Origin of the sequence: Methylobacterium sp. 1973, from assembly GCF_040545035.1 — a bacterium.
In the GTDB taxonomy this organism is placed as follows: domain Bacteria; phylum Pseudomonadota; class Alphaproteobacteria; order Rhizobiales; family Beijerinckiaceae; genus Methylobacterium; species Methylobacterium fujisawaense.
This window is the reverse complement of record NZ_JBEPLA010000006.1, coordinates 255,280-279,024: the sequence shown is the minus strand read 5'-3', so window position 1 is coordinate 279,024 and position 23,745 is coordinate 255,280. Positions and strand designations below refer to the sequence as shown.

Annotated in this window: 27 protein-coding genes; 12 read left to right on the top strand and 15 right to left on the bottom strand. The window is 69.9% G+C overall.

Going from position 1 to position 23,745, the window contains the following annotated elements:
* Positions 1-40 precede the first annotated feature (40 nt).
* The 10 genes from ABIC70_RS14400 to ABIC70_RS14355 all read right to left on the bottom strand — a co-directional run bounded on the left by ABIC70_RS14400 (position 41) and on the right by ABIC70_RS14355 (position 9,581).
* On the bottom strand, positions 41-220 hold the full coding sequence (locus tag ABIC70_RS14400; protein ID WP_354439958.1) for a hypothetical protein: 180 nt from the start codon (positions 218-220) through the stop codon (positions 41-43).
* 13 nt (positions 221-233) lie between these two features.
* Positions 234-1,493, bottom strand: a complete 1,260-nt coding sequence (locus tag ABIC70_RS14395; RefSeq protein ID WP_345821497.1) for a hypothetical protein — start codon at positions 1,491-1,493, stop codon at positions 234-236.
* Positions 1,494-1,581: 88 nt separating this feature from the next.
* Positions 1,582-2,631 (bottom strand): ABC transporter ATP-binding protein, encoded by a 1,050-nt coding sequence (locus ABIC70_RS14390; RefSeq protein WP_374701321.1) that lies wholly within the window; start codon positions 2,629-2,631, stop codon positions 1,582-1,584.
* Between the two features lie 32 nt (positions 2,632-2,663).
* On the bottom strand, positions 2,664-3,719 hold the full coding sequence (locus tag ABIC70_RS14385) for an ABC transporter ATP-binding protein (RefSeq protein ID WP_043755754.1): 1,056 nt from the start codon (positions 3,717-3,719) through the stop codon (positions 2,664-2,666).
* Positions 3,716-4,651 carry an ABC transporter permease gene (locus ABIC70_RS14380; RefSeq protein ID WP_043351394.1) on the bottom strand — a complete coding sequence of 312 codons (936 nt, stop codon included), beginning with the start codon at positions 4,649-4,651 and terminating at the stop codon, positions 3,716-3,718. The genes ABIC70_RS14385 and ABIC70_RS14380 overlap by 4 nt, the downstream gene beginning before the upstream one ends.
* Positions 4,652-4,665: 14 nt before the next feature.
* Positions 4,666-5,619: an ABC transporter permease gene (locus ABIC70_RS14375; RefSeq protein WP_043383901.1), complete on the bottom strand. Its 954-nt coding sequence runs from the start codon at positions 5,617-5,619 to the stop codon at positions 4,666-4,668.
* Positions 5,620-5,877: 258 nt separating this feature from the next.
* Entirely contained in the window at positions 5,878-7,500 is a 1,623-nt protein-coding gene (locus tag ABIC70_RS14370) for an ABC transporter substrate-binding protein (RefSeq protein WP_354439989.1), read from the bottom strand.
* Between the two features lie 109 nt (positions 7,501-7,609).
* Complete coding sequence (gene hpxZ, locus ABIC70_RS14365; protein WP_043351400.1) at positions 7,610-7,993, bottom strand: oxalurate catabolism protein HpxZ; 384 nt, start codon at positions 7,991-7,993, stop codon at positions 7,610-7,612.
* Positions 7,993-9,390: an AtzE family amidohydrolase gene (locus ABIC70_RS14360; RefSeq protein WP_354439957.1), complete on the bottom strand. Its 1,398-nt coding sequence runs from the start codon at positions 9,388-9,390 to the stop codon at positions 7,993-7,995. Before ABIC70_RS14360 ends, hpxZ begins: the two co-directional genes overlap by 1 nt.
* Positions 9,387-9,581, bottom strand: a complete 195-nt coding sequence (locus tag ABIC70_RS14355; protein ID WP_043351404.1) for an AtzG-like protein — start codon at positions 9,579-9,581, stop codon at positions 9,387-9,389. Before ABIC70_RS14355 ends, ABIC70_RS14360 begins: the two co-directional genes overlap by 4 nt.
* An 829-nt stretch (positions 9,582-10,410) precedes the next feature.
* On the opposite strand from ABIC70_RS14355, the gene ABIC70_RS14350 reads away from it, so the two are divergent.
* From ABIC70_RS14350 to ABIC70_RS14340, 3 genes are all read left to right on the top strand, one after another.
* On the top strand, positions 10,411-10,791 hold the full coding sequence (locus ABIC70_RS14350) for a DUF6481 family protein (RefSeq protein WP_043351405.1): 381 nt from the start codon (positions 10,411-10,413) through the stop codon (positions 10,789-10,791).
* Between the two features lie 168 nt (positions 10,792-10,959).
* Complete coding sequence (locus tag ABIC70_RS14345) at positions 10,960-11,253, top strand: hypothetical protein (RefSeq protein ID WP_043383909.1); 294 nt, start codon at positions 10,960-10,962, stop codon at positions 11,251-11,253.
* A gap of 109 nt (positions 11,254-11,362) precedes the next feature.
* On the top strand, positions 11,363-11,650 hold the full coding sequence (locus ABIC70_RS14340; protein WP_043351408.1) for a hypothetical protein: 288 nt from the start codon (positions 11,363-11,365) through the stop codon (positions 11,648-11,650).
* Between the two features lie 15 nt (positions 11,651-11,665).
* Here ABIC70_RS14340 and ABIC70_RS14335 read toward each other — a convergent pair whose 3' ends face one another.
* From ABIC70_RS14335 to ABIC70_RS14320, 4 genes are all read right to left on the bottom strand, one after another.
* Entirely contained in the window at positions 11,666-11,872 is a 207-nt protein-coding gene (locus ABIC70_RS14335) for a hypothetical protein (protein WP_043351410.1), read from the bottom strand.
* A gap of 190 nt (positions 11,873-12,062) precedes the next feature.
* Positions 12,063-12,728, bottom strand: a complete 666-nt coding sequence (locus ABIC70_RS14330; protein WP_354439956.1) for an HAD family hydrolase — start codon at positions 12,726-12,728, stop codon at positions 12,063-12,065.
* A 169-nt stretch (positions 12,729-12,897) separates the two neighbouring features.
* Complete coding sequence (locus ABIC70_RS14325) at positions 12,898-13,290, bottom strand: DUF2934 domain-containing protein (protein WP_354439955.1); 393 nt, start codon at positions 13,288-13,290, stop codon at positions 12,898-12,900.
* 122 nt (positions 13,291-13,412) lie between these two features.
* Positions 13,413-13,871 carry an atp-dependent helicase gene (locus ABIC70_RS14320; RefSeq protein ID WP_354439954.1) on the bottom strand — a complete coding sequence of 153 codons (459 nt, stop codon included), beginning with the start codon at positions 13,869-13,871 and terminating at the stop codon, positions 13,413-13,415.
* Between the two features lie 186 nt (positions 13,872-14,057).
* Here ABIC70_RS14320 and ABIC70_RS14315 point away from each other — a divergent pair, with 186 nt between their 5' ends.
* The 4 genes from ABIC70_RS14315 (at position 14,058) to ABIC70_RS14300 (ending at position 17,040) form a co-directional block, all read left to right on the top strand.
* Entirely contained in the window at positions 14,058-14,624 is a 567-nt protein-coding gene (locus tag ABIC70_RS14315) for a NifU family protein (protein WP_043345741.1), read from the top strand.
* 355 nt (positions 14,625-14,979) lie between these two features.
* The gene (gene tsaB / locus ABIC70_RS14310) at positions 14,980-15,654 is read left to right on the top strand and encodes a tRNA (adenosine(37)-N6)-threonylcarbamoyltransferase complex dimerization subunit type 1 TsaB (protein ID WP_043760775.1); all 675 of its coding nucleotides are present in this window, start codon (positions 14,980-14,982) and stop codon (positions 15,652-15,654) included.
* On the top strand, positions 15,651-16,166 hold the full coding sequence (locus tag ABIC70_RS14305; protein WP_043345740.1) for a GNAT family N-acetyltransferase: 516 nt from the start codon (positions 15,651-15,653) through the stop codon (positions 16,164-16,166). Before tsaB ends, ABIC70_RS14305 begins: the two co-directional genes overlap by 4 nt.
* Before the next feature lie 4 nt (positions 16,167-16,170).
* Positions 16,171-17,040 (top strand): lysophospholipid acyltransferase family protein, encoded by an 870-nt coding sequence (locus tag ABIC70_RS14300; RefSeq protein WP_354439953.1) that lies wholly within the window; start codon positions 16,171-16,173, stop codon positions 17,038-17,040.
* 123 nt (positions 17,041-17,163) lie between these two features.
* Here the strand turns inward: ABIC70_RS14300 and ABIC70_RS14295 are convergent, their stop codons facing one another.
* Positions 17,164-17,430 (bottom strand): pentapeptide MXKDX repeat protein, encoded by a 267-nt coding sequence (locus ABIC70_RS14295; protein WP_236952859.1) that lies wholly within the window; start codon positions 17,428-17,430, stop codon positions 17,164-17,166.
* A gap of 262 nt (positions 17,431-17,692) precedes the next feature.
* Between ABIC70_RS14295 and ABIC70_RS14290 the strand changes: the two genes are divergently transcribed.
* The 5 genes from ABIC70_RS14290 to ABIC70_RS14270 all read left to right on the top strand — a co-directional run bounded on the left by ABIC70_RS14290 (position 17,693) and on the right by ABIC70_RS14270 (position 23,730).
* Complete coding sequence (locus tag ABIC70_RS14290; protein WP_354439952.1) at positions 17,693-19,429, top strand: L-lactate permease; 1,737 nt, start codon at positions 17,693-17,695, stop codon at positions 19,427-19,429.
* Between the two features lie 167 nt (positions 19,430-19,596).
* Entirely contained in the window at positions 19,597-20,934 is a 1,338-nt protein-coding gene (miaB, locus tag ABIC70_RS14285; protein ID WP_354439951.1) for a tRNA (N6-isopentenyl adenosine(37)-C2)-methylthiotransferase MiaB, read from the top strand.
* Between the two features lie 37 nt (positions 20,935-20,971).
* Positions 20,972-22,078 (top strand): PhoH family protein, encoded by a 1,107-nt coding sequence (locus ABIC70_RS14280; RefSeq protein ID WP_043345723.1) that lies wholly within the window; start codon positions 20,972-20,974, stop codon positions 22,076-22,078.
* 2 nt (positions 22,079-22,080) lie between these two features.
* A complete protein-coding gene (gene ybeY, locus ABIC70_RS14275; RefSeq protein ID WP_354439988.1) occupies positions 22,081-22,560 on the top strand; it encodes an rRNA maturation RNase YbeY in 480 nt (159 codons plus the stop codon).
* 36 nt (positions 22,561-22,596) lie between these two features.
* Positions 22,597-23,730 carry a hemolysin family protein gene (locus tag ABIC70_RS14270; protein WP_043383936.1) on the top strand — a complete coding sequence of 378 codons (1,134 nt, stop codon included), beginning with the start codon at positions 22,597-22,599 and terminating at the stop codon, positions 23,728-23,730.
* Positions 23,731-23,745 lie beyond the last annotated feature (15 nt).

The window sequence follows — 23,745 nt, the reverse complement described above, 5'->3', positions numbered from 1 at the left end:
GCAGGGCTTCCGGGGCGGACGGCGCCGTCGCGCGCGCCGGTCAGTCCAATTCCGGTGACGGCACCAGCAGGACGCGGACCGCGGGGACGGGCCCGTCATCCGGGCCAGAACGCGGCGGCTCCTGGGCGGCGCCGCAGAAGGGGCAGAACTGGACGGCGATGTAGTGGCCGCGCCCGCAGGTGGTGCAATGGCGGTCCGGCGACAGAGGGGCTGCGGTCACGGTCGGAGTGCCGTCAGTGCACGATCGCGCCCGTTTCCATGAACCGGGCCAGGCGCACGATCAGCGGGGCGACCATCACCCGGTCGAGCTGCGGCAGCAATCCGGTTCGGGCATGGGCGACATTGGCTTCAGCCTGCTCCCGGGCCAGACGATGCCAGCGCGCCCGGTCGCCCCGACACGTCGCCCAGGCCCGCTCGATCGACCGGAACACGAGCGGCAGGCGCTCGGCCGGGTCGGCCGCGAAATCGTACTGGTGGTCGATCAGGCCGCCGAAGGTCTGGAAGCCGAGTTCGGACAGCCGCTCGACGGCGCGCGGCGCGCCCACCATCACGAAGGGCAGGCCCGTCGCCGCCGCCTTGATGGATTTCTCGGTGATGCGCTCGACACCCAGCTCGAAGAAGTCGGTCTCCGAGATGACGGTCAGGTCGCACTCCGCGTAGGCGCCGGTGTCGAGGGTCATGACCATGTCGGTGCCCTGATCGGCATCGATCCGCCGCGCCCGGCGCGGGATCCAGCTGCCGACATCGGCGAGCAGAGGGCCGAAAGCCGCCTCGATCTCAGGCGGAGCGTGGAAGACGTTGATGCCGCCCGCCTTCGGGTTGTCCTCGCCGATGCCGTGGAAGGAGATCAGCCCGTCCCTGTCCAGCCCGTTGAGCTGGAACCACCGGTAGAGCAGCACTCGGTGCCAGCGCAAAGCCGCGTTCTGGCAGAGGAAGCGGGCCGGGCCGGAGGCGCGGGCGAAGGGCGTGTAGCCGGTGCGATCGAGGGCATGCTGGGGGAAGAGCCGCGGACCCGCCTCGGCGTCCAGCCAGAGGGCAACCTGGAGCGGGAAGAACTCGAAGGTCCAGAACCGCAGTCCCTCGCCGTAGAGCCGCTCGTAATCGAGCCGCAGCAGCCGGTTCTGCGTGACCAGGATCACCCGATCGCGCGGGATGCCGAGCCCCGCGAGGTTGCGGTGAAGCGCCTCGAAGGTCGGCGCGTGCAGGCCCGGCCCCTCGTTGGAGAGATCGAGGAGGAGCGCGGCGCGCCCGGCGCGGAGGTTCTCGGCGTCTCCCGGTTCGAGGAGGTCGAGGCGGCCGTTCGCCTCCGGAAAGCCGAGGCGCACGAAATCGAGGACGGGGAGGCAGAGGACGTGATTCGCCGTGCCGGGCTGGGCCGTGACGGTGATCCGCTTGCCCAGCCAGCCGAGGGCCGCCGTCAGGAAGTGCCCGGCCTCGCCCCGGGGAACGAGCAGGATCTCGGACGAGACTGGCTCGGAGAGGACTTGGCTCATCGTGATGCCCGCGCGGCCGGATCGGACGCGGTCCGCCACCGCGGGACCGCGCCGAGCCGGATAAAGCCTCGGCGCGGGGGCGTCGAGGTCAGGCCGGGACCGGCTCGGCGGCGCGCACGGGCGTCGGGCCGGCCCGGTAGGCCGCCGAGGCCTCCTCGGTCCGCCAGCAGGCGACGCGGTGGCCGGGGGCGATCTCGGCGACCGGCGGCATCTCCCGGCGGCAGCGCTCCTCGGCCAGGAAGCAGCGCGGCGCGAAGGGGCAGCCCGGCGGGCGGTTCGCGAGGTCGGGCGGGCTGCCCGGGATGGTCTCGAGCCGGGAGCCCTTGGCCAGCGCCCCTTCCGCCCGGCTGCGCAGAAGGCCGATCGTGTAGGGGTGGTGCGGGTCCAGGACCACCTGATGCGCGGTGCCGGTCTCGACGATCTTGCCCGCGTACATCACGGCAATCCGGTCGGCGACCTCCACGGCCGCGCCGAGATCGTGGGTGACGATGATGATCGACAGGCCGAGGTCGCGCTGGAGCTCGCGCAGGAGCAGCAGCACCTGGATCTGCACCGTGGCGTCCAGCGCCGTGGTCGGCTCGTCGGCGAGCAGCACCTGCGGCCGGCAGGCCAGCGCCAGCGCGATCATCGCTCTCTGGCGCATGCCGCCCGACATCTCGTGCGGGTAGTTGTCGAGCCGCCGCTCCGGGCTCGGGATCCGCACCCGCTCGAACAGGGCCAGCGCCCGCTTCCGGGCTTCGTCCTTGGAGATCGTTTCGTGGCGCAGGATCGCCTCGGTGATCTGCCGGCCCACGGTGTAGACCGGGTCGAAGGCGAGCAACGGCTCCTGGAAGATCATCGAGACGTCGCCGCCGCGGAAATCGGCGAGCTGACGCTTGGTGAGCGCCTGTACGTCCCTGCCGGCGGCCAGGATCCGGCCCTCGATGCGGCTGCGCCCTTCCGGGAACAGGCGCAGGATCGCGCGGAGCGTGACGCTCTTGCCGGAACCGGATTCGCCGATCAGCGCCATCGCCTGACCGCGCTCCACGGTGAGGTCGACGCCGTCGACCACCTGAACCTTGCCGAAGGCGACGCGCAGGTCCTTGAGGACGACTGCGGGTTCTGAGGAAGAGATCGGCGTGCTCATCGGCGTGCTCATCGGCGTGCTCATCGGCGTGCTCATGGGCATGCTCATGCGGCGAGCGCGTCTGCGCGGGCCGCGGAATGGCCCGATCCGGGCTGACGGGCGAGGCAGGCGACACGGTGCAGGGGCCGGATCGCGTCGAGGGGCGGTTCCTTCTGGCTGCACACGCCCTCCGCCAGGGCGCAGCGTGGGTGGAAGCGGCAGCCCGGGGGCGGGTCGATCGGGTTCGGCGGGTCGCCGGCCAGCAGCGCGGCCTGGGTGCGGTTGTCGGGATCGAGCGACGGCATCGAGGCGAGCAGCGCCTCGGTGTAGGGATGCGCCGGTGCGTCGAGCACCGTGTCGGACGGCCCGATCTCCGCAACCCGGCCGAGATACATCACCATCACCCGGTCGGAGATGAAGCGCACGACGTTCAGGTCGTGGCTGATGAAGATGTAGGTCAGGCCGAACTCGGCCTTGAGGTCGAGCAGCAGGTTCAGGACCTGCGCCTCCACGGACTTGTCGAGCGCCGAGACCGCCTCGTCGAGCAGCACGAGCCGCGGCTCCAGGGCGAGGGAGCGGGCGATGTTGACCCGCTGGCGCTGGCCGCCGGAGATCTCGTGCGGGTAGCGCCCGGCGAAGCGCTTCGGCTCCAGGCCGACCCGGGCGAGCAGCGCGCGGGCGCGCTCCACCGCCTCCCGGCCGGGCACGCCGTTCACCTTCGGGCCGAAGGCGATCGACTGCTCCACGGTCATGCGCGGATTGAGCGAGGCGTAGCTGTCCTGGAAGACCATCTGGACCTGACGGCGGTAGGCCCGCCACGGCATGGCGCGCTCGCCGATGGCCTGACCGTCGTACAACATCTGGCCGGAATCGCGCTCGATCAGGCCCATCAGCAGCTTGGCGGTGGTCGACTTCCCGCAGCCGGATTCGCCGACGATGCCCAGCGTCTCGCCCTTGAGCACGTCGAAATCGACGCCGTCGACGGCGCGGACCACCTGCTTTTTTCCGCCGGCCTTGCGGACCGGGAAGTGTTTGATGAGGCCCGAGACCGACAGGAGCGGCTGGGCGGGTCCGCCGCGGTCGCGGGCGAACGGGTCGGGGGCGTCCGGGATGACGCTCACTGGCGAATCTCCATGGCGGACCGGAGCCCGTCCGAGAACAGGTTGAAGGCGATCGAGACGATGAAGATGCAGACGCCCGGGAGGGCGGCCACGACCGGGTTGACGTAGATCGCGGTGCGCAGGGTGTTCAGCATCAGGCCCCATTCGGGCTCGGGCGGGCGCACGCCGAGGCCGAGGAACGACAGGCCGGAGGCCAGGATCATCGAGACCGAGATCAGGCTGGTCGCGTAGACGAAGATCGGCCCGACGACGTTGCCGAGCACCTGCACGCGCATGATCGTCAGCGCCGAGGCGCCCGACAGCTTGGCGGCGTCGATGTAATCGCGCTTGCGGATGCCCGTGGTGACGCTCTCCGCCACCCGGGCGATCTGGGGCACGAAAACACAGGTCAGCGAGACGATCGAGTTGAAGATGCCGGCGCCGAGCGCCCCGGACAGCGCGATCGCGAGGAGCACGGACGGAAACGCGAAGAAGACGTCGATGGTGCGCATCAGGATCGTGTTGGTCCAGCCGCCGACATAGCCCGCCAGGATCCCGATGCCCGAGCCGATCACGAAGGCGATCAGCACCGGGGTGACGCCGATGAACAGCGACAGCCGCGAGCCCAGCATCAGCCGGCTGATCATGTCGCGGCCGAGCTCGTCCGAGCCCAGCCAGTAGGTGGCGTCGCCGACATGCTTCAGGCGGCGCAGCATGGAGCCCTTGTAGGGATCCATCGGTGTGATCCACGGCGAGAGGATCGCGATGAGCACGACGATCAGGATCACGGCGCCGGCGCCCATGGCGACGGGGTCGCGCACCAGACGGTGGCCGACATGGCCCCAGAAGCCCCGCGACGGGGCGAAGGCGGCTTCCGGCCCGTGGGTCACGTCCTCGGCGGCAAGCACGCCGCCGTCGAGGGCCACGGAGGCGGCGGTGACGGGAGCAGTCATCATCGGGCTCCGGGTCAGGCGCGCTCGATGCGCGGGTCGAGGGCGGTCTGCATCACGTCCACCAGCAGGTTGAGGGCCACGAAGAACATCGCCAGCACGAGGATCGAGCCCTGCAGCAGGGGAAGGTCGCGCTGGAAGATCGCGGCGTTGAGGAGGAAGCCGGTGCCCGGCCACGCGAACACGGTCTCGACTAGGATCGAGCCGCCCAGCAGGTAGCCGAGCTGCAGGCCCATGATGGCCAGCGCCGTCGGGGCGGCGTTGCGCACGACATGCCGGAACACGCCGCGCTCATCCATGCCCTTGGCGCGCAGGGCCTCGACGAAGTCCTGGGACAGGATGTCGGCCACCAGCGCCCGGACCGTGCGGGCGATGATCCCCATCGGGATCACCGACATCGTGATCGCCGGCAGGATCAGGTAGCGCAGGTGCTCGAAGTCGGGCCGCCAGTTGCCGGAGCCGTCGGGCCCGGCGCCGGTGGGCGGAAGCCAGCCGAGATTGGCCGAGAACACGATCACCAGGACCATGCCGAGCCAGTAATGCGGCACGCTCACGCCGAAGACCGAGACGGCGGAAGCGGCCCGGTCGGCCAGCGAGTTGCGGTGGTAGCCCGCCACGAAGCCGAACAGGGTGCCGAAGGTGAACCCGATCACGGTCGCCACCGAGGCGAGGATCAGCGAGTTCACCACGGCGCGGCTGACCTCGCCGAGCACCGGCCGGCCCGTGGCGATGGAGGTGCCGAGATCGCCGTGCAGCACGTGCCACAGCCAGATCAGGTACTGGACCGGCAGGGGCTTATCGAACCCGTAGGCGGCCCGCATCTCGTCGATGGTCGCCTGGGTGGCGTCGGCGGGCAGGACCGCGCTCAGGGGATCGCCCGGCGCGAGATGGACGAGGAGGAAGCAGACGACGCTGACCCCGAACGCCACGGGCGTCACGTAGACCAGCCGTTTGAGGATGTAGAGCAGCATTATTCGCCTTTTGGCCCACCGATATTTTGTCGCCGTCCGGTCGCCCCCGCCGTGGAGAGCCTTCGAAGATCACGCTTCGGTCCTTGCGAGGCGCGACAATCCCCCCTCTCCCGTGCGGGAGAGGGTTGGGGTGAGGGATCAGGTCCATCCGGAGAGGTCGCACCCCGCACCCTGTCCCTCTCCCGCATAGGAGAGGGAACCCGCCCCTCCAGAAAACCCGCTCCGTGCCTCCGATAGCTCGCAGGCACGACGGCGGCGCTACCGCCCCGCCGTCGCCATCGTAATCTTCGAGAAGTCCTGGAACCAGTTCTGCGCCTGGACGAAGCCCTTGACCTTGGGGCTCATCGCCCGCGGATTGACGTCGTGCGTGATCATGATGAACAGCGCGTCGTCGACATACTTCTCGTGGATCTTTTCCAAGACCTTGGTCTGCTCGGTCTTGTCGAAGGTGTTGCGGACCTGATCGAACAGCTTGTCCATCGCAGGGTCGCAATAATAGCCCCAGTTCGTGCCGTTCGGCGGGGCGAAGTTGCACTGCAGATGGCGGATGAAGCCGGTGAACGGATCCTGGATGAAGTACGAGTAGTTGATCGCCGAGACGCCGCGGGAGATGTCGGCCTTGGCGCCGGCCCGCCAGATGTTGATGAGCGTGTTCCACTCGACCACCTCGTAATCGACCTGGATGCCCACGTCGGCGAGGTTCTGCTGGACGAATTCGTTCATCGGCAGCGGCTGCATCTGGCCCGAGCCCGAGGCCGAGATCGCCACCTTCAGCTTCAGCGGCTTCGCGGGGCTGTAGCCGGCTTCGGCGAGCAGCTTCTTGGCGGCGTCGGGGTCATATTTCACATCGAAGGTCGGATGGCCGAACCATTGATGGCCGGGCGGCATGAAACCCTTGGCGGGGATCGCGAGGCCGCCGAGCAGTTCCTTCAGGCCGTCGCGATCGATGGCGAGATTCGCCGCCTTGCGCACGCGGATGTCGTTCCAGGGCGAGCCCTCGACGCGCGAGAGGTGCCACGTCCAGTTATGCGGGTAGGCGTTGGTGACGACGGTGAAGCCGGCGCTCTTCAGCGACGCCACCGAGTCTGGAGCGGGCGCCTCGATCCAGTCCACCTGACCGGAGCGGAGCGCTGCGGTCCGGGCATTGGCCTCCGGCAGGGGGATCAGCACGAGCTTTTCGAGCTTCGGGACGCGGTTCGCGTCCCAGTATTCCTTGAATGGCACCATCTCGGCGCGCTCGCGCGGGGCGAACAGGGTCAGCTTCCACGGGCCGGTGCCCGAGGGCTGCTTGGCGAAGGCGTCCCAGGACTTGCCGAGCTTCTCCCAATGGGCGGGCGAGGACATCATGATCCAGGCGATCTGGTAGGGCAGCGTCGCGTCGGGGGCCTTGGTGGTGATCTCGACGGTCAGCGGGTCGACCACCCGGTAGCTCGCCACCGCCGGGATGCGGGTCTTGCCCTGTGCGGATTGGCGCGGGTCGTATTGCGGCGCGTCGGCCTTCAGGAGCTTGTCGAGGTTCCAGACCACTGCGTCGGCGGTGAAGTCCGAGCCGTCATGGAATTTCACGCCCGGCCGGAGCTTGAAGGTCCACTTGGTCTTGTCGGTGGCGTCGACGCCCCAGCTGGTGGCGAGGCCCGGCACGAGGTCGGAGGCCAGTTCGGCGCTCGACAGGTCCCAATTGATCAGGCCGTCATAGACCGTGTAGCCCATGAACCGCATGCCCTCGCCGCCGTTGTCGGTCTGGCCGGTGGTCAGCGGGATGTCGGAGGCGGTCATGCCGATCCGCAGCGTCCCCTGCGCGAGGGCAGCGGTGCTCGCGGAGAGCGCCAGGGCGCCGGCCAGCGCCGCACGGGCGCCGAGTTTTCTCAGACGGGACAGCATCTTGCGTCGGGTGCTCACGTTGGCCCGAGCCTGAGGGCCCGGGATACGCTCGACCTTATGCAAGCCTGCGGCCAGACGGATCGTCCTGCATGCAGGGAGCGTGTGGTGGCTATTGCGCGTCGATCAGGCTCACATGGGCGGCGACCACCCGCCAGCCTTCGGGGAAGCGCGCCCAGGTCTGGCTCTGGCGGCCGATCTTGCCCGGCGCGCTGGCGCGGGCGAACAGCGTCATCGCGGTGGCGAAGTCGCGCCCGTAGGTGGTGATCTGCGTCTGCGCCAGGGTGCGCTCCAGGCCCACCGGCGAGCGGGCCCGGCGGAAGGCGCGGATCGCGTCCATGCCGTAGAGATTCTCGCCGATGCCGTAGCGGATGGTCAGCGGATCGTCCCGGAACAGGGCCTCGAGGGTCGGGACGTCGTTGGTCGTCAGTGCCGTCTCGTAGGCCCGGAACGCGGCCTCGACCTCGGCCTTCACGGCGGGATCGTCGATGATCATCAGGCAAGCTCCGCGATCGGCGCCGTGCTGACGCCGGTTCGTTCGAGGTGACGCGCCACGCGCAGGACGAGATCCTCGCGCCAGGGCGCGGCGATCACCTGGACCCCCAGGGGCAATCCGGCGTCCAGCCGGATCGGTGCCGCCACCACCGGCAGGCCGATGAACGAGATCGGCTGCGTGAACACGCCGATATTGGCGCGCACCGGCAGCGTGACGCCGTCGAGGACGAAGTGCGTCTGTCCGCCCTTCGGCGCCCGGCAGGGCGTGGCCGGGGCCAGGATCACGTCGACGGTCTCGAACAGCTCCAGCACCCGCGCCCGGTACCAGCGGCGGAACCGCTGCGCCCGCTCCACATGGGGGGCCGGGATCATGGCTCCGGCGATCAACCGGTCCCGCACCGCCGGATCGAAATCCTGCGGGCGCGTCCGCAGGCGGTCGAGGTGCAGCGTCGCGCCCTCCGCGGCGGTGATCAGGTAGGCGGCCGCGCGGGCGCGGTGCGCTTCCGGCAACTCGACCGTGCCGCGCGCACCCAGGACCTCGGCGGCGCGCGCCACCGCCGCGAAGGCGTCCGGGTCGCCGCCGCGCGCGAAATGGCCGCCAGCCACCGCGATGCGCAGGCCATCGATCCCCGCATCGAGATGCGGAAGGACCGGCTCCGCCGGCCGGAGCGTCGCCACCGGATCGTCCGGATCGGGGCCCTGCATCACGTCGTAGGCGAGCGCGAGGTCGGTCACGCTCCGGGCCAGGGGCCCGAGATGATCGAGGCTCCCCACGAAAGGGAAGCTGCCCGCGCGGGTCAGCCGGCCGTAGGTCGGCTTGAGGCCGAAGCAGCCGCAGAAGGCGGCGGGGACGCGGATCGATCCGTTGGTGTCCGAGCCCAGCGTCAGGGGCACCATGCCGGCGGCGAGGGCCGCGCCTGAGCCGCCGGACGAGCCGCCGGTCATGTGATCGAGGGCGTGCGGATTGTGGGCGTCGCCGTCGTGGACGTTCTCGCCTGTGAAGTCGTAGGCGTATTCGCCCATGTTGAGGGCGCCCACGAGGATGGCTCCCGCCGCCTCCAGGCGCCGCAACAGGGCACCGTCCCGCTCGGCCGGAGGCCGCTCGCGATTGATCTTCGATCCGGCGCGGGTGGGCAGGCCCGCGATGTCGATCAGGTTCTTCACCGCGAACGGCACGCCGGTCAGCGGTCCCGGCTTCGCTCCGCCGCTCAGCGCGGCATCCTGGGCGTCGGCTCTGGCCAGGGCGCGGGCAGCCACCACGTCGGTGAAGGCGCCGACACGGCCGTCCAGCCGCTCGATCCGGTCGAGAGCCGCCGTGACGACCTGCCGTGCGGTGGTGTGGCCGTCGGTGATGGCCGCGGCGACCGCGACGGCCGTCGAAAGCTCGTATGCGCTCACGCTTCGAACCTCGGCGCCGCATCGATCTCGTCGGCGAGGGGGAACGCCTCCACCAACGCGGCCGCCGCGGCCAGGACACGGAGATTGGCCGTGATCGGTCCCATCCAGGCGGGATCGAGTGGGAGGCCGAGCAGCGCTGCCGTGACGGCAGCATAGGTCTCGGGATCGTAGGGCGGGCACGTCTCGGGCATCGCTGCTTTCGGTGTGATGTCGATTCAGGCAGGTCTCGCGGGGGAAGCAGGCCTTGTGCCGCGCAGGCCGCGATAGGACTGCCGATCGGCATCCGATTGTGCCTAAATGTTGAGCATATCGCCGAACGTGACGCGGCATCCGCGGGCGGCGGGGTCAGTTGCCCGCGCTTTGGGCGCCGCGTTGTAAGCAGGACCGGGATTTGGGCGCGCCCGGTCTCCGGTCGAGGCGGCTTCGGCGGCCGTTGAACGTGGCCGGCTAGCCAAGACCTCCTATAGACTGCCGATTTTGCAGGTCTGCTTTGCGATCGAAGAATGCTTCGCCCGGAAGGAAGACCGCGCAGGTATAGCCTGAGACGGCGTCGCCCGGGCCCGGCTGTCCATGTGTCGGTGAATTGCGAACGTTCAATCCTTGTTCTCAGCGCGCACGCGACCTACCTACACCATCCACAGTCAGACCTGCAGGATGACGGGAGCCGCACGCGGGCGTGCCGACCTTGCGGCTCGGCCCTCGGCTTGAGGTTTTTCCGCATCGCCGGACGAAACTCTTACAGAGACGGCGTAGATTGTCGCTTTGTCGCCCGCCTGCGCAGGTTCCGACGATTGCATCGTGCGGGGAGCTCTGGTTAAGGGCTCTGCGATCTTCGAAACAATGGTCCGACCCGAGCGTTCAGACGCACGCCGAGCGTTCGGGTCGGACCATCGGTACAGCCGATGGATCGGTGCGGTTCCGGGGCGCGGGGACGGCGTTGGAACCGGCAGACTCCGTACGTGCCCGGCCCCGCCGGATGTCCCCGCGACACGCGAGACGTACCCAACTGAGAAAGGTCAGATGAGCGCATTCGACTACAGGAATTTCGACGACCGTCGTCAGAACTCCCAGAACGCCAAGGCCGCCTTGCTGGCCAAGTTCAAGGCCCGTCCGCCGGCCGATGATCCGGAGGTGATCGCCAAGGCGAAGGCCCGCGCGGAGATCGCCAAGGCCCGCGAGGAGCGTTCCCGCGAGCGCGAGGCGGCCCGGATCGCCGCCGAGCGGCAGGCCGCCGAAGAGAAGCGTCAGCGGGAGGAGGCGGAACTCGCCGCCCAGCTCGCCCGCGAGGCCGCCGAGTTGGCCGCGGCGCAGGAGCGCAAGTCGGCCGAACTGGCTGCCAAGAAGGCCCAGCGCGATGCGCGCTACGCGGCCCGCAAGGCAAAGGTCAAGACCAAGCGCTGAACGCGCACCGACGGCTCATTCGCGCCACGGAAACCGAAGACGTCCGCCCGCCAGGCGGGCGTCTTCGCGTTTTGGGGCATGCCGGCTCGGCAACCGCTGCGTGTGCCCGCGCGTTGGGGCCGGTCGAACCCGCGACGTCCTCGCTCGGCGGGCGCAGCCGAGGTCGCGATGCAAACCTGGACGAGACTGGCCCTCATCGTCGGCGCTCTGCCGATCCTCCTCGCCGCCGAACAGCCGCACGCGCAGGATTCGGAGACGGTGACCGCCTGCGAGACGCTGATCTCCGCACGCCGGATCGATGCTGCCGCAGGTGCCGAGCGTCAAGCGCTTGGGGAAACCGGTTGCCGCCGCATCCCGCGCAGCGCCATCGGCGCCGTCGAGCAACGGGCCTTGATCGGCGGGGCGCCTTACGAGTGCATGAGTGTTGCCGATGCGGGGCGGTGTCTCTGGGTTGTCCCGTAAGCCGGGCACGCCCTCGTTTTTCGGTCAGGCCAGCACTCTGACGAAGCTTCACGGCTCAGCAAGACGCGCTATTTCTCACGTCTTGAACGTGTGAGCCCTGAACATCAGTATGCCGCGTATCCTCGAAAGCACCCGCGTGTCGATATTCGCCGCGGTCTGGATCGCATCGGCGCTGAGCTGTGGAACGGCCCGCGCAGAGCCTCCGATTCGGAGCCCCGAGGATGCGGCATGCCGCCTTGAGGCCCGCGCCAAGGTGTTCTCCACGCCGAACCCTCAGGGTTTGGAACTCGAGGAGATCGGGCGGCGAATCTATTTCGCCTGCATGAAGCGCGTCGCACAGGTGACCGCGCCGGCGGCCCGGCGCGGTGGTCGGCGGCATCGCAGCCGACGCCGCTGAGCGGCGGTGCTGCGGTCAGGCGTCGAGCGGCGCGCCGATCCGCGCGCGGAGGCGGAGACGCAGGGCTTCGTTGCCACCCTCGGCATCGAGCGCGGCCATCAGGCGCAGCAAGTGGCTGAGCGGGGTCGAACGACACGCGACAGCGTCGGCGATCTGCTCCGGCAGGGACTTGGCGGCCGGAACGTAGCGCGGTGCCGGGCCGGCCTGATGAGTCTGGGGCATGCGAGGCGCTCGTCCTTCGAAAGAGTCCAGATTGGCGGGCGGGTCGCTACGCCTTTCGATCGACGGACACCAGCCCCTTTCGCGCGATTACGTAGCCGGCATCAGTCTCCGTCACCGTGGGGCAACAGCGCGGCGGTAAAGTGTGGACGACTCGGGCTGAGAGCCTGAATCTGCTTGCCCGATTGCGATTTCACGCGCCGGCCAGCGGCGAGGACGCGAACCCGGCGAGCAGGTCCTGGGGATCTCGGTAGATCGCCACGCAGCCCGCAGCGGTCAGATCCGCTTCCGGGAAGCCGCCGCAGAGTAGGCCGATCGTGGGCAGTCCCGCCTTTGCAGCGGCCTCGGCATCGTAGGGCGTGTCGCCGACGACGTGCGCCGCGTCCGGCGCCACGCCGTCGAGCTTCCGCAAGGCGGCCTGGAAGATGTCAGGATGCGGCTTCGAGCGGTCGGCATCGTCCGCACTGGTGGCGACGTCCACGAGATCGCCGATCCCGAGGATCTCGGTGTAGCGATCCACCTCGGTACGCTTGCCGGACGAGGCCAGGGCGATGGTCAGGCCGGCCTCGTGGATGCGCTCGAACAGCGGGCGGACACCGGGGAAGGGCCGCACATCCGGCAGGTAGCGCCGCTTGAACAGGTCCGAGCGGTACGCCTCGATCGCTTCGCCCTCGCGCCTGATCCGCTCTTGCGACAGGAAGACGGGCATCAACTCGTCACCGCCCTTGCCGATCTGTCGGCGCACTTCCGCCGGATCGGTCGTCACCCCGAAATGCGCGAAGGCCTCCACCCAGGCCCGGGCATGCAGATCGACGCTGTCGAGCAGCGTTCCGTCGATGTCGAAAATCGCCGCGCGCATCGCGAGCCCCCTCGCGGTGCCCGGCGCCCGCGTTCGGCCGGACAACCGGGCCGGGGCCAGCCTGTTCCGCGAGGCCGGATTCGCGGAGCCGGATGCTTAAACGACGGAAGCCCGCCTCCCCTCGGGAAGCGGGCTCCTGAAACGTCATCGGCGCGGCGGCGCCGGCCCGTCAGTGCATCGAGGCTGCGGTCCGGGCAGGCTTCGCCTTGGCGGCGAGGCCGGCGGTCACCGCCGCCTTGGACGCGCGAACGGTCTTCGGGGCCACCGGCTTCGCGGCGGCCTTCACGGCCGCGGGCTTGGCAGCGGTCGGCTTGGCGGAGGCCGACTTCGTGGTCGCAGGCTTGGCGGCCGCGGGCTTGGCTGAAGCGGTCTTCGCAGCGGCGGCCTTGGTGGCCTTCGGAGCTTCGACCGTCTTGGAGGCGACGCCGGCCGCCAGCATCGCGTTGGCGCGCAGCTCGGCTTCGGCGCGGATCCAGTGGGCGGCCGCATGGCCGTGAATCCGGCCCTCGTTCTCCCAGATGTAGTAGGCGCATTCGCGCACCTGGTGCTCGCTGATCAGCATGCAGTCGATCTCCTGTCCGTCCCGGGATCGACGATGGGAGAGCCGGGTTAAGCGTCGGTTAACCCTGCCCGCCGGGGCCGGGAGCCGGACGCGGCCCCCCTCCGAGGGAACGTGCCCGCGGCCTATTCGGCGATCCCGAGCACCCGCCGCGCCTCGGTCAGGAGTACCGCGTGGCGAGCCGCACCCGGTCCCTGATCCGGCGCCTCGCGTCCGGCCCGGGCGATCATCTCCTGGAACCGGCGCCGGTCGAGGGCGCGCTGGCCGATGCTCGCGAGGACGGCCGACAGCACGGTCCGGACCGCCTCGGTGCGCTCGTCGGCCATCGCCACGGCTTCGGCCGACGCGGTGTTCTCCCGCGCCGCGTCGTGCTCGGTGGCCGCCTTCGTGCGCGCCTCCGCGTCTTCGAGCGCGGCCGCCAGGCGCCGCCCGTCCTGCCAGGCTTGGTCGTGCTGATGGGTGCGCAACGCCAGCAGCACCTTGAGCGAAGCCGCCTCCGTCCGCGCGGCGTCCAGCTTGTTCTGTGTCTCGCGCAGATCCTTCAGCAATTCCTGCGCGAGGGTCTGGTCCGCGGTCACGTCCACTGCCGGCTCCTCTGGCATCCCGATTCCGCCCGTCCTGTCGCGCCGCTGCAGGAATGTCCACTCTCGTCGATGGGCGCGGACGCCACGACCGGTTGAGAAAATCCGCTTGCCGGTCCACATGGAAGGCGGTGCCTCGCGGCGCCTGTCCCGGCCGGCCTTGAACCGGCGCAGCGGAGTGATCCCACCATGTTCATCCAGACCGAAGCCACGCCGAACCCGGCCACCCTGAAGTTTCTGCCCGGCCGTGTCGTCCTTCCGGAATCGACCTTCGAGGCGCGGGATCCCGAGGCCGCCGCCCGCTCGCCCCTGGCTGCGGCGCTGTTCACCGTCCCGGGTGTGGCGGGCGTCTATTTCGGGCACGACTTCATCTCCGTGACCAAGGCCGAGGACGGCTCGGAATGGGCGCAGGTGAAGCCGGCGGTGCTCGGTGCGATCATGGAGCACTTCCAGTCCGGCGTGCCCGTGATGGCCGAGGGCAGCCACGGCGAGATCGAGCCCAGCGACGAGTTCTACGACGAGGCCGACCACGACACCGTCGTGACCATCAAGGACCTGCTCGAGACCCGGGTGCGCCCGGCGGTGGCGGGCGACGGCGGCGACATCACCTTCCGCGGCTACAAGGAGGGCGTGGTCTACCTGGAAATGAAGGGCGCCTGCTCGGGCTGTCCGTCCTCCACGGCGACCCTGCGGCACGGCGTGCAGAACCTGTTCCGGCACTTCCTGCCGGAGATCCGCGAAGTCCAGGCGATCTGACGATCCGTTTCCGCGGTATAGCTCGAGGATCCTGCCGGCCGGCATCGCCCTCGAGCTTTCCCAAGGCCGTCAACGCCGCGTTTCAAGCGGGTGACGCGCGTCGTCGCCGGCGCCAGAGGGCGTGATCCCTGCCGCGGCCGCGCGCCGAGCGAAGGCGTCCGACCTTGGTGCGGCCTTGGGGCCTCCCAGTGTGCAGGCCGAGCGGCGCAAGCCGGCAACACTCGACCGCCGAAGAGCCGGCTCGGTCTCCCCCGCCGCTGACGAAGCGGCGGTTTTGCTCTAACGCTTGAGACTCTTCGCGTCCGTCGTGACGCAGGAGGAAGCGGCCGGTTCGGACCGTCCTGTGGGAGTGAGCGTGCGTATCCTGGCCATCGACACAGCGCTGGACACCTGCGCCGCCTGCGTCATGGCGGAGGAGTCCGAGGCGCCCCTCGCCGCCGAGGCGCTGCCGATGGCGCGCGGCCACGCGGAATCCCTGCTGCCGCTGATCGAGCGGGTCATCGCCCGGGTCGAGGGCGGATTTGAGGCGATCGACCGCGTCGCCGTGACGGTCGGGCCGGGCAGCTACACCGGGCTGCGGGTCGGCCTGTCGGCGGCCCGGGCCATCGGACTCGCCACCGGAAAGCCGGTCGTCGGCGTCGGCACCCTCTCGGCTCTCCTCGCTCCCCTCCTGGCGGAGACCGTCGAGGGCACGATCGCGGCGGTGATCGATGCCCGCCACGGCGCCGTCTACGTCCAGGCCCTCGGTCCCGGCGACGGCCTCGCCCCCGCGCACCTCGCCGTCGAGGCAGCGGCCGAGCAGCTGGGTTCCGGCCCGGTGGTGCTCACGGGCTCCGGTGCACCGATGCTGGCCACGGCGCTCGCCGAACGCGGCGTCGCGGCGCGCGTCGCCAACGTATCCGGCCCTGATATCGCGTCGGTAGCCTCCCTCGGTCTCGTCGCAGACCCGGCGCAGGCGCTGGCACGGCCTCTCTACCTGCGCGGGCCGGATGCCCGGCCGCAGGATCATGCGCGGATCGCACGGCGATGACCCGCCCGCTGCCTTTCTGGCCCTTCGACTGGTGGTTCGCGTGGTGGGACGCGCTGACCCCGGAGCCTTACGTCGCCCCGCTCCGCGACGCGGCGCAGGCCCCTGCCCTCGCCCGGCTCCACGCGACCGCCTTCGCGCGCCCCTGGGAGGCCCACGAATTCGAGCGCATGCTCTGCGAGCGTTCGACCCAGGCGCACGCCCTGTGGCGTGCGGGCACGCTCCACGGCTTCGTGCTCTCGCGCCGGGCGGCCGACGAGGCCGAGATCCTGACAGTGGTCCTGTCCCCGGCGCTGCGCGGCGGCGGCCACAGCCGCAAGCTGCTCCGCGAGCACCTGTCGAGCCTCGCCCTCGCCGGGGTTGCCCGGGTGCATCTGGAGGTCGACGAGGGCAACGCCCCCGCCCTGCGGCTCTATGCGCGCCATGGCTTCCGACAGGTGGGCTCGCGCACCGGCTACTATCTCAAGGCCGACGGCAGCCGTGCGACTGCGCTGACGATGAGCGCCGATCTGTGACGCCGTGAGCCGCCTCGGTATCGCTTGGCGCGTCGCGGCTCTCGGCCTCGCCTTCGCGGTGCTGGGGCCTCCGCACTGGATTGCCCTGCGGCTGCTGCGTCGCCGCGCGGCCCTGGCGCCGGTCCTGTTCCACCGCGTTTTCCTGCGCCTGTTCGGGGTGCGGGTCATGCAGAGCGGAACACCCCCTGCCCCCGGCGAGGCGGCCCTGGTGCTCGCCAATCACGTCTCGTGGCTGGATATCATCGCGGTGGGCTCGCTGCGGCCGCTCTCCTTCGTGGCGAAGTCCGAGATCGCCGGCTGGCCGCTGATCGGCGCCCTCGCGGGGCTGCAGCGGACGATCTACATCGACCGGCAGCGGCGCGGGGCAACCGCCACCGTCAGCACCGCCATGGGTCATCGGCTGGCCGAAGGGGAGCTCGTCGTTCTGTTCGCGGAGGGGACCACCGGCGACGGAACCCGGCTCCTGCCATTCCGCTCCTCCCTGGTCGGCGCAGCCCGGGCGGCATTGCAGGCCGAGGCCGGGCGCGGCCGGGTGCGCCTCCAGCCGCTGGCCATCACCTATCCCCGTCGCAACGGCCTGCCGGTGACGCGGGCCGAGCGCGCCGAGATCGCCTGGTACGGGGACATGGAGTTGGCCCCCCACCTCGCCGCCTTCGTGCAGGGCGGCCCCATCGACGTGCACGTCGTCTGGGGGGCGCCGATCGTCTTCGAGGCGACAACCGACCGGAAGGCCGCCACGGCCGCCGCGGAGGCCGAGGTGCGCGCTGCCCTGCGGGGCATCGGCGCGGGCGGCGACGGGGTCGCGCCCACGCCGAATGTCCGGCCAGCGGCCAGCGACCTCGGCCTCCAGGGTCAGGAGATTGCGACGGTCTGAGCGGAGCCGTTCGACCGCGGGCTCGGCAGGTGGTCCCCGGCGCCGCGGTCGCGGACAGCGCGGTTCGAGACGCGCGACGGATCTGCCGATCCCGGCCGGTCTCCGCCGCGCGTCTGCCGTGCTCTACCGCTTCGGTGCATCACTCCGGCTCATCGGACCCTTGTCCATGGCATCGGTCTTTCCCATGGGAGCCGACTTTTCCATGGCTCCCTTATGCATGGAGTCCTTGGCCATGCTGTCCTTGGCCATGGAATTCTTGCTCATCGCATCCTTGTTCATGGTCTCCGCTACGGCCGGAGCCGCGGCCAGCGCGGCGGCGAAGAAGGCGGCGGAGAGCTGTAACCCGTTGCGCATGTCGAAACCTCGCGAACTGTGCTGATCGTGCAGCACATCCGAACGTTCGGCCGTCTTCGGCCCGCGGTTACGGGCCTGCAGAAAACGTTCGTCGAGCGAGTGTGTTAGCGCCCGAACAGGCCCGTTCCGGCGTCGGACGCGCGCCGACGTCAGGCTGGATGCGAGATCTTGGGGCCGCAGATCTCCGAAGATCGAGAGGCACGACCCTGGAATACATGATGCAGCGCATTGAGCGGGTCGAACCCGTCTGCTAGCTAGGCCGCAACCCGGAACAGTCGGGATTTGTGGAGGACGCCCGTTGCAAACCTGGAATCAGGTTTACGATCCGTTCGGGAGCGCTTGGCTCTCGACGCTCGCCGCTTCAGTGCCGGTCATTGCACTGCTCGCCATGATCGCCAGCGGGCGCGTGAAGGCCCATATTGCGGCCGTCATCGCCCTCGGCCTCGCCATGCTGGTGGCCATCGTCGGCTTCGGCATGCCGACCGATCTCGCCAGCCGGGCGGCCATCCTCGGGATGGTCACGGGCTTCTTCCCGATCGGCTGGATCATCCTCAACGTCATCTTCCTCTACCGGCTGACGGTGGAGAAGGGCTGGTTCGCGATCCTGCAGCAATCGGTGGCTGGCATCACGGCCGACCGGCGCCTGCAGCTCTTGCTGGTGGCCTTCGCGTTCGGCGCCTTCTTCGAGGGCGCGGGCGGCTTCGGCACCCCGGTCGCCGTCACCGGCGCGATCCTGATAGGCCTCGGCTTCTCGCCGCTCGCCGCTTCGGGCCTGTCGCTCATCGCCAACACCGCGCCGGTGGCCTTCGGGGCGCTCGGCGCGCCGATCCAGGGCCTCGCCTCGGTGACCGGCTACCCGCCGGAGATCCTCGGCGCGATGATCGGCCGGCAGCTGCCGCTGTTCTCGCTGATCGTGCCGTTCTGGCTGATCTGGGTGTTCGCGGGCTTCCGCGGCATGATCCGGGTATGGCCGCCGATCCTGGTCTGCGGCGCCTCCTTCGCGGTCGCGCAGTTCCTGATCTCGAACTACGTCAATCCCTGGATCGTCGATATCGGCGCCTCGATCGCCTCGATGCTGGCCCTGGTCCTGTTCCTGAAGGTCTGGCAGCCCCGCGAGATCTGGACGTCGCCGGCGCTGCGCGGGCACGATCCGTCGCTCGCCGTGGCCGGTCCGCGCCCGGTGGCGCTCGGCGCCGGCGTGCCCGGCACGCCCCCGGTCCATATCGGCGCACGCACGGCGTCCCAGAGCGAAATCCTCTGGGCTTGGGTTCCGTGGGTCATCCTGTCCGTGGTCGTCGCCATCTGGGGAACCGGCTGGTTCAAGGGCATCGTCAACCCGATCTTCACCTGGAAGTACGAGGTGCCGGGCCTGCACAACGTGATCATGAAGGTGCCCCCGGTGGTGGCCAAGCCGGTGCCCGAGGGCGCGGTCTTCCTGTTCACCTACATGTCCTACACCGGCACGGGCGTGCTGATCGCCGCGATCATCTCCGGCCTGATCATGCGGTTCTCGCCGGTGCGCCTCGTGACGGCGTATTTCGAGACCATCTGGGCCTTGCGGTACTCGCTGATCACGATCTCGGCGATGCTCGCGCTCGGCGTCCTCACCCGCTACGCGGGCGTCGATGCGACCCTCGGCCTCGCCTTCGCCGGAACCGGCATCCTCTACCCGTTCTTCGGGACGCTCCTCGGCTGGCTCGGCGTGGCGCTCACCGGGTCGGACACGGCCTCGAACGTGCTGTTCGGCGGCCTCCAGAGGATCACGGCCGAGCAGCTCGGCCTGTCCGGCGTGCTGATGGCGGCGGCGAACTCGTCCGGCGGCGTCATGGGCAAGATGATCGACGCCCAGTCGATCGTCGTCGCCTCCACGGCCACGGGCTATTTCGGCCAGGAAGGCAAGATCCTGCGCTTCGTGTTCTGGCACTCGATCGCGCTCGCCTGCCTGGTCGGCCTGTTCGTGATGCTGCAGGCCTACGTGCCCTTCTTCCAGCAGATGGTCATCGACCTGCCCGCCGCCGCACCGGCGGCCCACTGAGGCCGGCGGAGGAATCCTCCGCCGCACCGTTGCACCGGCCGCCTTCGGGCGGCCGGTCGCGTTTTGGCGCCGCGACGGGCCGCGCGATCCGTGCTACAGGCCACGCGCCGGCCCGCGTCGCGGGACGGGCGTGGGGATTGAAGCGGATTGGTTCAGGACGGCGCGCGTTGAAGAAGGCCTACGTCAAATCCTACGGTTGCCAGATGAACGCCTACGATGCGGCCCGCATGGCCGACGTCCTGGGCGCCGAGGGCTACACGGCGACCGACTCGGTCGAGAACGCCGATGTCGTGGTCCTCAACACCTGCCATATCCGCGAGAAGGCTGCCGAGAAGGTCTATTCCGAACTCGGGCGGCTGCGCGTCCTGAAGGGTGAACGGAAGGCGAAAGGCCTCGACACCCGCATCGTCGTAGCCGGCTGCGTCGCCCAGGCCGAGGGCGCCGAGATCCAGGCGCGGCAGCCCGCTGTCGACGTGGTGGTCGGGCCGCAGAGCTATCACCGCCTGCCCGATCTCCTGACACGGTCCCGCGAGCGCCGCGTCGTCGACACCGAATTTCCCGTCGAGGACAAGTTCGACCACCTGCCCCGTCGGCGGACCCTCGGGGCCTCGGCCTTCCTGACCGTGCAGGAGGGCTGCGACAAATTCTGCGCTTTCTGCGTGGTGCCCTACACCCGGGGTGCGGAGGTCTCGCGGTCCGTGTCGGCCGTGCTCGCCGAGGCCGAGAAGCTCGCCGAAGGGGGCGTGCGCGAGATCACTCTCATCGGTCAGAACGTCAACGCCTATCACGGCGACGGGCCCGACGGCGCGCCCGTGGGTCTTGCCGCGCTGGTGCGGGCGGTGGCCAGCATCCCCGGCATCGCGCGGATCCGCTACACGACGAGCCATCCGAACGACTTCGACGAGGCCCTGATCCGGGCCCATGCCGAGGTGCCGGCCCTGATGCCCTACCTGCACCTGCCGGTGCAGTCGGGGTCGGACCGGATCCTCGCCGCCATGAACCGGAAGCACACCGGCGATGCTTATCGCCGGTTGATCGACCGGATCCGGACCGTGCGGCCGGACATCGCCCTGTCCTCCGATTTCATCGTCGGCTTCCCCGGCGAGACCGATGCGGATTTCGCCGAGACTTTGCGGCTCGTGCGCGACGTCGGGTTCGAGAGCGCATTCTCGTTCAAGTACAGCCCCCGTCCCGGGACGCCGGCCGCAGACCGCACCGATCAGGTGCCGGAGGCCGTGATGGCCGCGCGGCTCGCCGAGCTGCAGGCGCTCCTCGACAGCCAGCGGCACGCCTATCAGCGGGCGGCCGAGGGCCGGGTCTTCGACGTGCTGGTGGAGAAGCCGGGACGTCACCCGGGTCAGGTCGCGGGCAAGACGCCGCACCTGCTGGCCGTCCAGTTCGACGCCGCGCCGCACCATATCGGACGGGTGGTGCCGGTGCGGATCACCGAGGCGGGCGCCAACAGCCTGTTCGGGGAACTCGTCTCGGAGGCTGCGGCGGCGTGAGGATCGGAACGGTCGGACGGATGGCGAGGATGACGGATTGAGCGCGTCGGACGGTGGGGGTGCGCGCGGCGCGCTCCGGGGTCGCGGCCCGGCGGCGCTGCCGGCCGGATCGGACGAGGCGGTCGAGGTGCCGCTGACTTTCGACGACAACCGCCTCGCGAGCCTCGTCTTCGGCCAATACGACCAGAACGTCGCCCATATCGAGCGCCGGCTGGATGTGACCGCCACGGCGCTCGGCAACCATCTCGTCATCAAGGGCCCCGCAGACGCCGTCGAGACGGCGCGGCGGGTGTTCCAGAAACTCTACGCCCGAGTGCGGACCGGCGGCAGCACCCTCAGCCTCGGCGACGTCGACGGCGCCATCCGCGAAGCCACCGCCCAGGCAACCCTGTTCCCGGCGGCGGCGATCGCCGCCGAGGCCGACACGCCGCATTTCGAGCAGATCGCAACGCGCAAGCGCGGCGCCGTGCGGGCCCGCAATCCGGCACAGGACGAGTACATCAAGCTCCTGCGCACCAATGAGCTGGTCTTCGCCGAGGGGCCCGCCGGGACCGGCAAGACCTGGCTCGCGGTCGGCCACGCCGTATCGCTCCTGGAGCAGGGCCATGCCGAGCGGCTGATCCTGTCGCGTCCGGCGGTCGAGGCCGGGGAGCGCCTGGGCTTCCTGCCCGGCGACATGCGCGAGAAGGTCGATCCCTACCTGCGGCCGATCTATGACGCCCTCTACGACTTCATGGAGGCGCGTCACGTCGACCGCGGCCTGCAGACCGGCACGATCGAGATCGCGCCGCTGGCCTTCATGCGTGGCCGCACCCTCACCAACGCCGTGGTGCTCCTCGACGAGGCGCAGAACACGACCTCCATGCAGATGAAGATGTTCCTCACCCGCCTGGGCGAGGGCTCCCGCATGATCATCACGGGCGATCCCAGCCAGATCGACTTGCCGCCGGGCCAGAAATCCGGCCTCGTGGAAGCGGTCGGCGTCCTGGACGGCGTCGAGGGGATCGGGCGCGTGCGGTTCAAGGATGTCGACGTGGTCCGCCACGACCTCGTGCGCCGGATCGTCACCGCCTACGAGCGCGCCGCCCACGGCAGCGCCGAGGCCGACCGCAATCCCAATCCCCGCCGACGGCCGCTGGCGTGAGCATGCCGCACGCGATCGATCTCGCCGTCGAGGACGCGCGTTGGGAGACGGCGATCCCGGACCTCGAAGCCCGGGTCACGCGCGCCGTGGAAGCCGGCCTCGCCATCGCCACCGACCGGCCGGACGGACCTGTCGAGGTCAGCATCCTGCTGGCCGACGATGCCGCGGTGCAGGACCTCAACCGGACCTGGCGCGGCAAGGACAAGCCGACCAACGTCCTGTCCTTCCCCGCCGCCCCGCAGCCGGTGCATCCCGGCGTTCCGACGCCCCTCGGCGACGTGGTCCTTGCTTACGAGACCCTGGTGCGCGAAAGTGCGGAGCAGTCGAAGCCGCTCCAGAATCACCTCGCCCATCTGCTCGTCCATGGCATCCTGCATTGTCTCGGTCAGGACCACGAGATCGGCGAGGCCGAGGCCGATGCCATGGAAGCCCTTGAGGTCGCGGCTCTCGCGACGCTGGGCATCCCGGATCCCTATGCCTGAGCGCGCGACGCCCGATCGACCCCAGACCCGAGAGACATGAGCAACGATCGAAGTCGCGGCGCGGCCCTGGCCGCGCCCAGTTCCACCGAGGGTGAATCCCCGCATCGGGAGCCCTGGTACGACCGCCTGCTCCAGGCACTTCATCTCAAGCCGCGCGATTCGCTGCGCGAGGGTCTTGAGGAGGCGCTGGCGGAGCCGGATGCCGGCGAGAGCGGCCTCACGCCGCTTGAGCGTGTCATGCTCAAGAATGTCCTCGGCCTGCATAAGGTGCGCGTCGACGACGTGATGGTCCCCCGGGCCGACATCGTCGCCGTGTCAAACGACACGAGTCTCGGTGACTTGCTCAAACTGTTCCGCACGGCCGGTCATTCCCGGCTGCCGGTCTATGGCGAGACCCTCGACGACCCCCGCGGCATGGTCCACATCCGCGACCTCGTCGATCACATCGCCGCCAAGGCCGAGCCGGCCCGGCGCAGTGCCGCCGCGGTCGTGAAGCCCGCAGAGACCGTGGTCGACGGTACCGCGGATGCGGCGGCCGCACCGCGGCCGCGCCGACCGGCTCCAAGGGTTCCGCGGGGCCTGGACCTCGGAAAGGTCGACCTGACGACGACCCTGGCGGCGACGCGCATCCAGCGGCCGGTCCTGTTCGTCCCGCCCTCCATGCCGGCGATCGACCTGCTGGTGCGCATGCAGGCGACCCGCACCCACATGGCGCTCGTCATCGACGAGTATGGCGGCACCGACGGGCTGATCTCCATCGAGGACCTGATCGAGGTCGTGGTCGGCGACATCGAGGACGAGCACGACGTCGCGGAGGACAGTTTCGTCCAGCGCGTCGACGGCGAGGGCGAGGTCTTCGTGGCCGACGCGCGCACGCCGCTGGCCGAGGTCTCCGAGGTGACGGGCGTGGACCTCGTGGCGGCGGTCGGCGAGATGGCCGAGGAGATCGATACGCTGGGCGGCATGATCGTGACGCTGGCGGGCCGCGTCCCGTCGCGGGGCGAGCTGATCGCCGGTCCGGGCGATCTCGAATTCGAGGTGCTCGACGCCGATCCGCGGCGTCTGAAGCGCCTGCGGTTCCACAAGGGCGCGGCGCGGATCGGGACCGTCGTGCCGCTCGCCCTGCCCCCGCCATCGAGCCCCCCGGTCGCCGAGACGCCGCACCCGTGACGGTCGTGGCGTGAC

What these genes read in the sequence shown, in the direction of transcription:
- ABIC70_RS14395 (WP_345821497.1), bottom strand. Translation starts at nt 1,493, where the DNA reads ATGAGCCAAGTCCTCTCCGAGCCAGTCTCGTCCGAGATCCTGCTCGTT.
- ABIC70_RS14390 (WP_374701321.1), bottom strand. Translation starts at nt 2,631, where the DNA reads ATGAGCACGCCGATGAGCACGCCGATCTCTTCCTCAGAACCCGCAGTC.
- ABIC70_RS14380 (WP_043351394.1), bottom strand. Translation starts at nt 4,651, where the DNA reads ATGACTGCTCCCGTCACCGCCGCCTCCGTGGCCCTCGACGGCGGCGTG.
- ABIC70_RS14375 (WP_043383901.1), bottom strand. Translation starts at nt 5,619, where the DNA reads ATGCTGCTCTACATCCTCAAACGGCTGGTCTACGTGACGCCCGTGGCG.
- ABIC70_RS14370 (WP_354439989.1), bottom strand. Translation starts at nt 7,500, where the DNA reads ATGCTGTCCCGTCTGAGAAAACTCGGCGCCCGTGCGGCGCTGGCCGGC.
- hpxZ (WP_043351400.1), bottom strand. Translation starts at nt 7,993, where the DNA reads ATGATCATCGACGATCCCGCCGTGAAGGCCGAGGTCGAGGCCGCGTTC.
- ABIC70_RS14355 (WP_043351404.1), bottom strand. Translation starts at nt 9,581, where the DNA reads ATGCCCGAGACGTGCCCGCCCTACGATCCCGAGACCTATGCTGCCGTC.
- ABIC70_RS14350 (WP_043351405.1), top strand. Translation starts at nt 10,411, where the DNA reads ATGAGCGCATTCGACTACAGGAATTTCGACGACCGTCGTCAGAACTCC.
- ABIC70_RS14345 (WP_043383909.1), top strand. Translation starts at nt 10,960, where the DNA reads ATGCAAACCTGGACGAGACTGGCCCTCATCGTCGGCGCTCTGCCGATC.
- ABIC70_RS14340 (WP_043351408.1), top strand. Translation starts at nt 11,363, where the DNA reads ATGCCGCGTATCCTCGAAAGCACCCGCGTGTCGATATTCGCCGCGGTC.
- ABIC70_RS14335 (WP_043351410.1), bottom strand. Translation starts at nt 11,872, where the DNA reads ATGCCCCAGACTCATCAGGCCGGCCCGGCACCGCGCTACGTTCCGGCC.
- ABIC70_RS14330 (WP_354439956.1), bottom strand. Translation starts at nt 12,728, where the DNA reads ATGCGCGCGGCGATTTTCGACATCGACGGAACGCTGCTCGACAGCGTC.
- ABIC70_RS14325 (WP_354439955.1), bottom strand. Translation starts at nt 13,290, where the DNA reads ATGCTGATCAGCGAGCACCAGGTGCGCGAATGCGCCTACTACATCTGG.
- ABIC70_RS14315 (WP_043345741.1), top strand. Translation starts at nt 14,058, where the DNA reads ATGTTCATCCAGACCGAAGCCACGCCGAACCCGGCCACCCTGAAGTTT.
- ABIC70_RS14305 (WP_043345740.1), top strand. Translation starts at nt 15,651, where the DNA reads ATGACCCGCCCGCTGCCTTTCTGGCCCTTCGACTGGTGGTTCGCGTGG.
- ybeY (WP_354439988.1), top strand. Translation starts at nt 22,081, where the DNA reads ATGCCGCACGCGATCGATCTCGCCGTCGAGGACGCGCGTTGGGAGACG.
- ABIC70_RS14270 (WP_043383936.1), top strand. Translation starts at nt 22,597, where the DNA reads ATGAGCAACGATCGAAGTCGCGGCGCGGCCCTGGCCGCGCCCAGTTCC.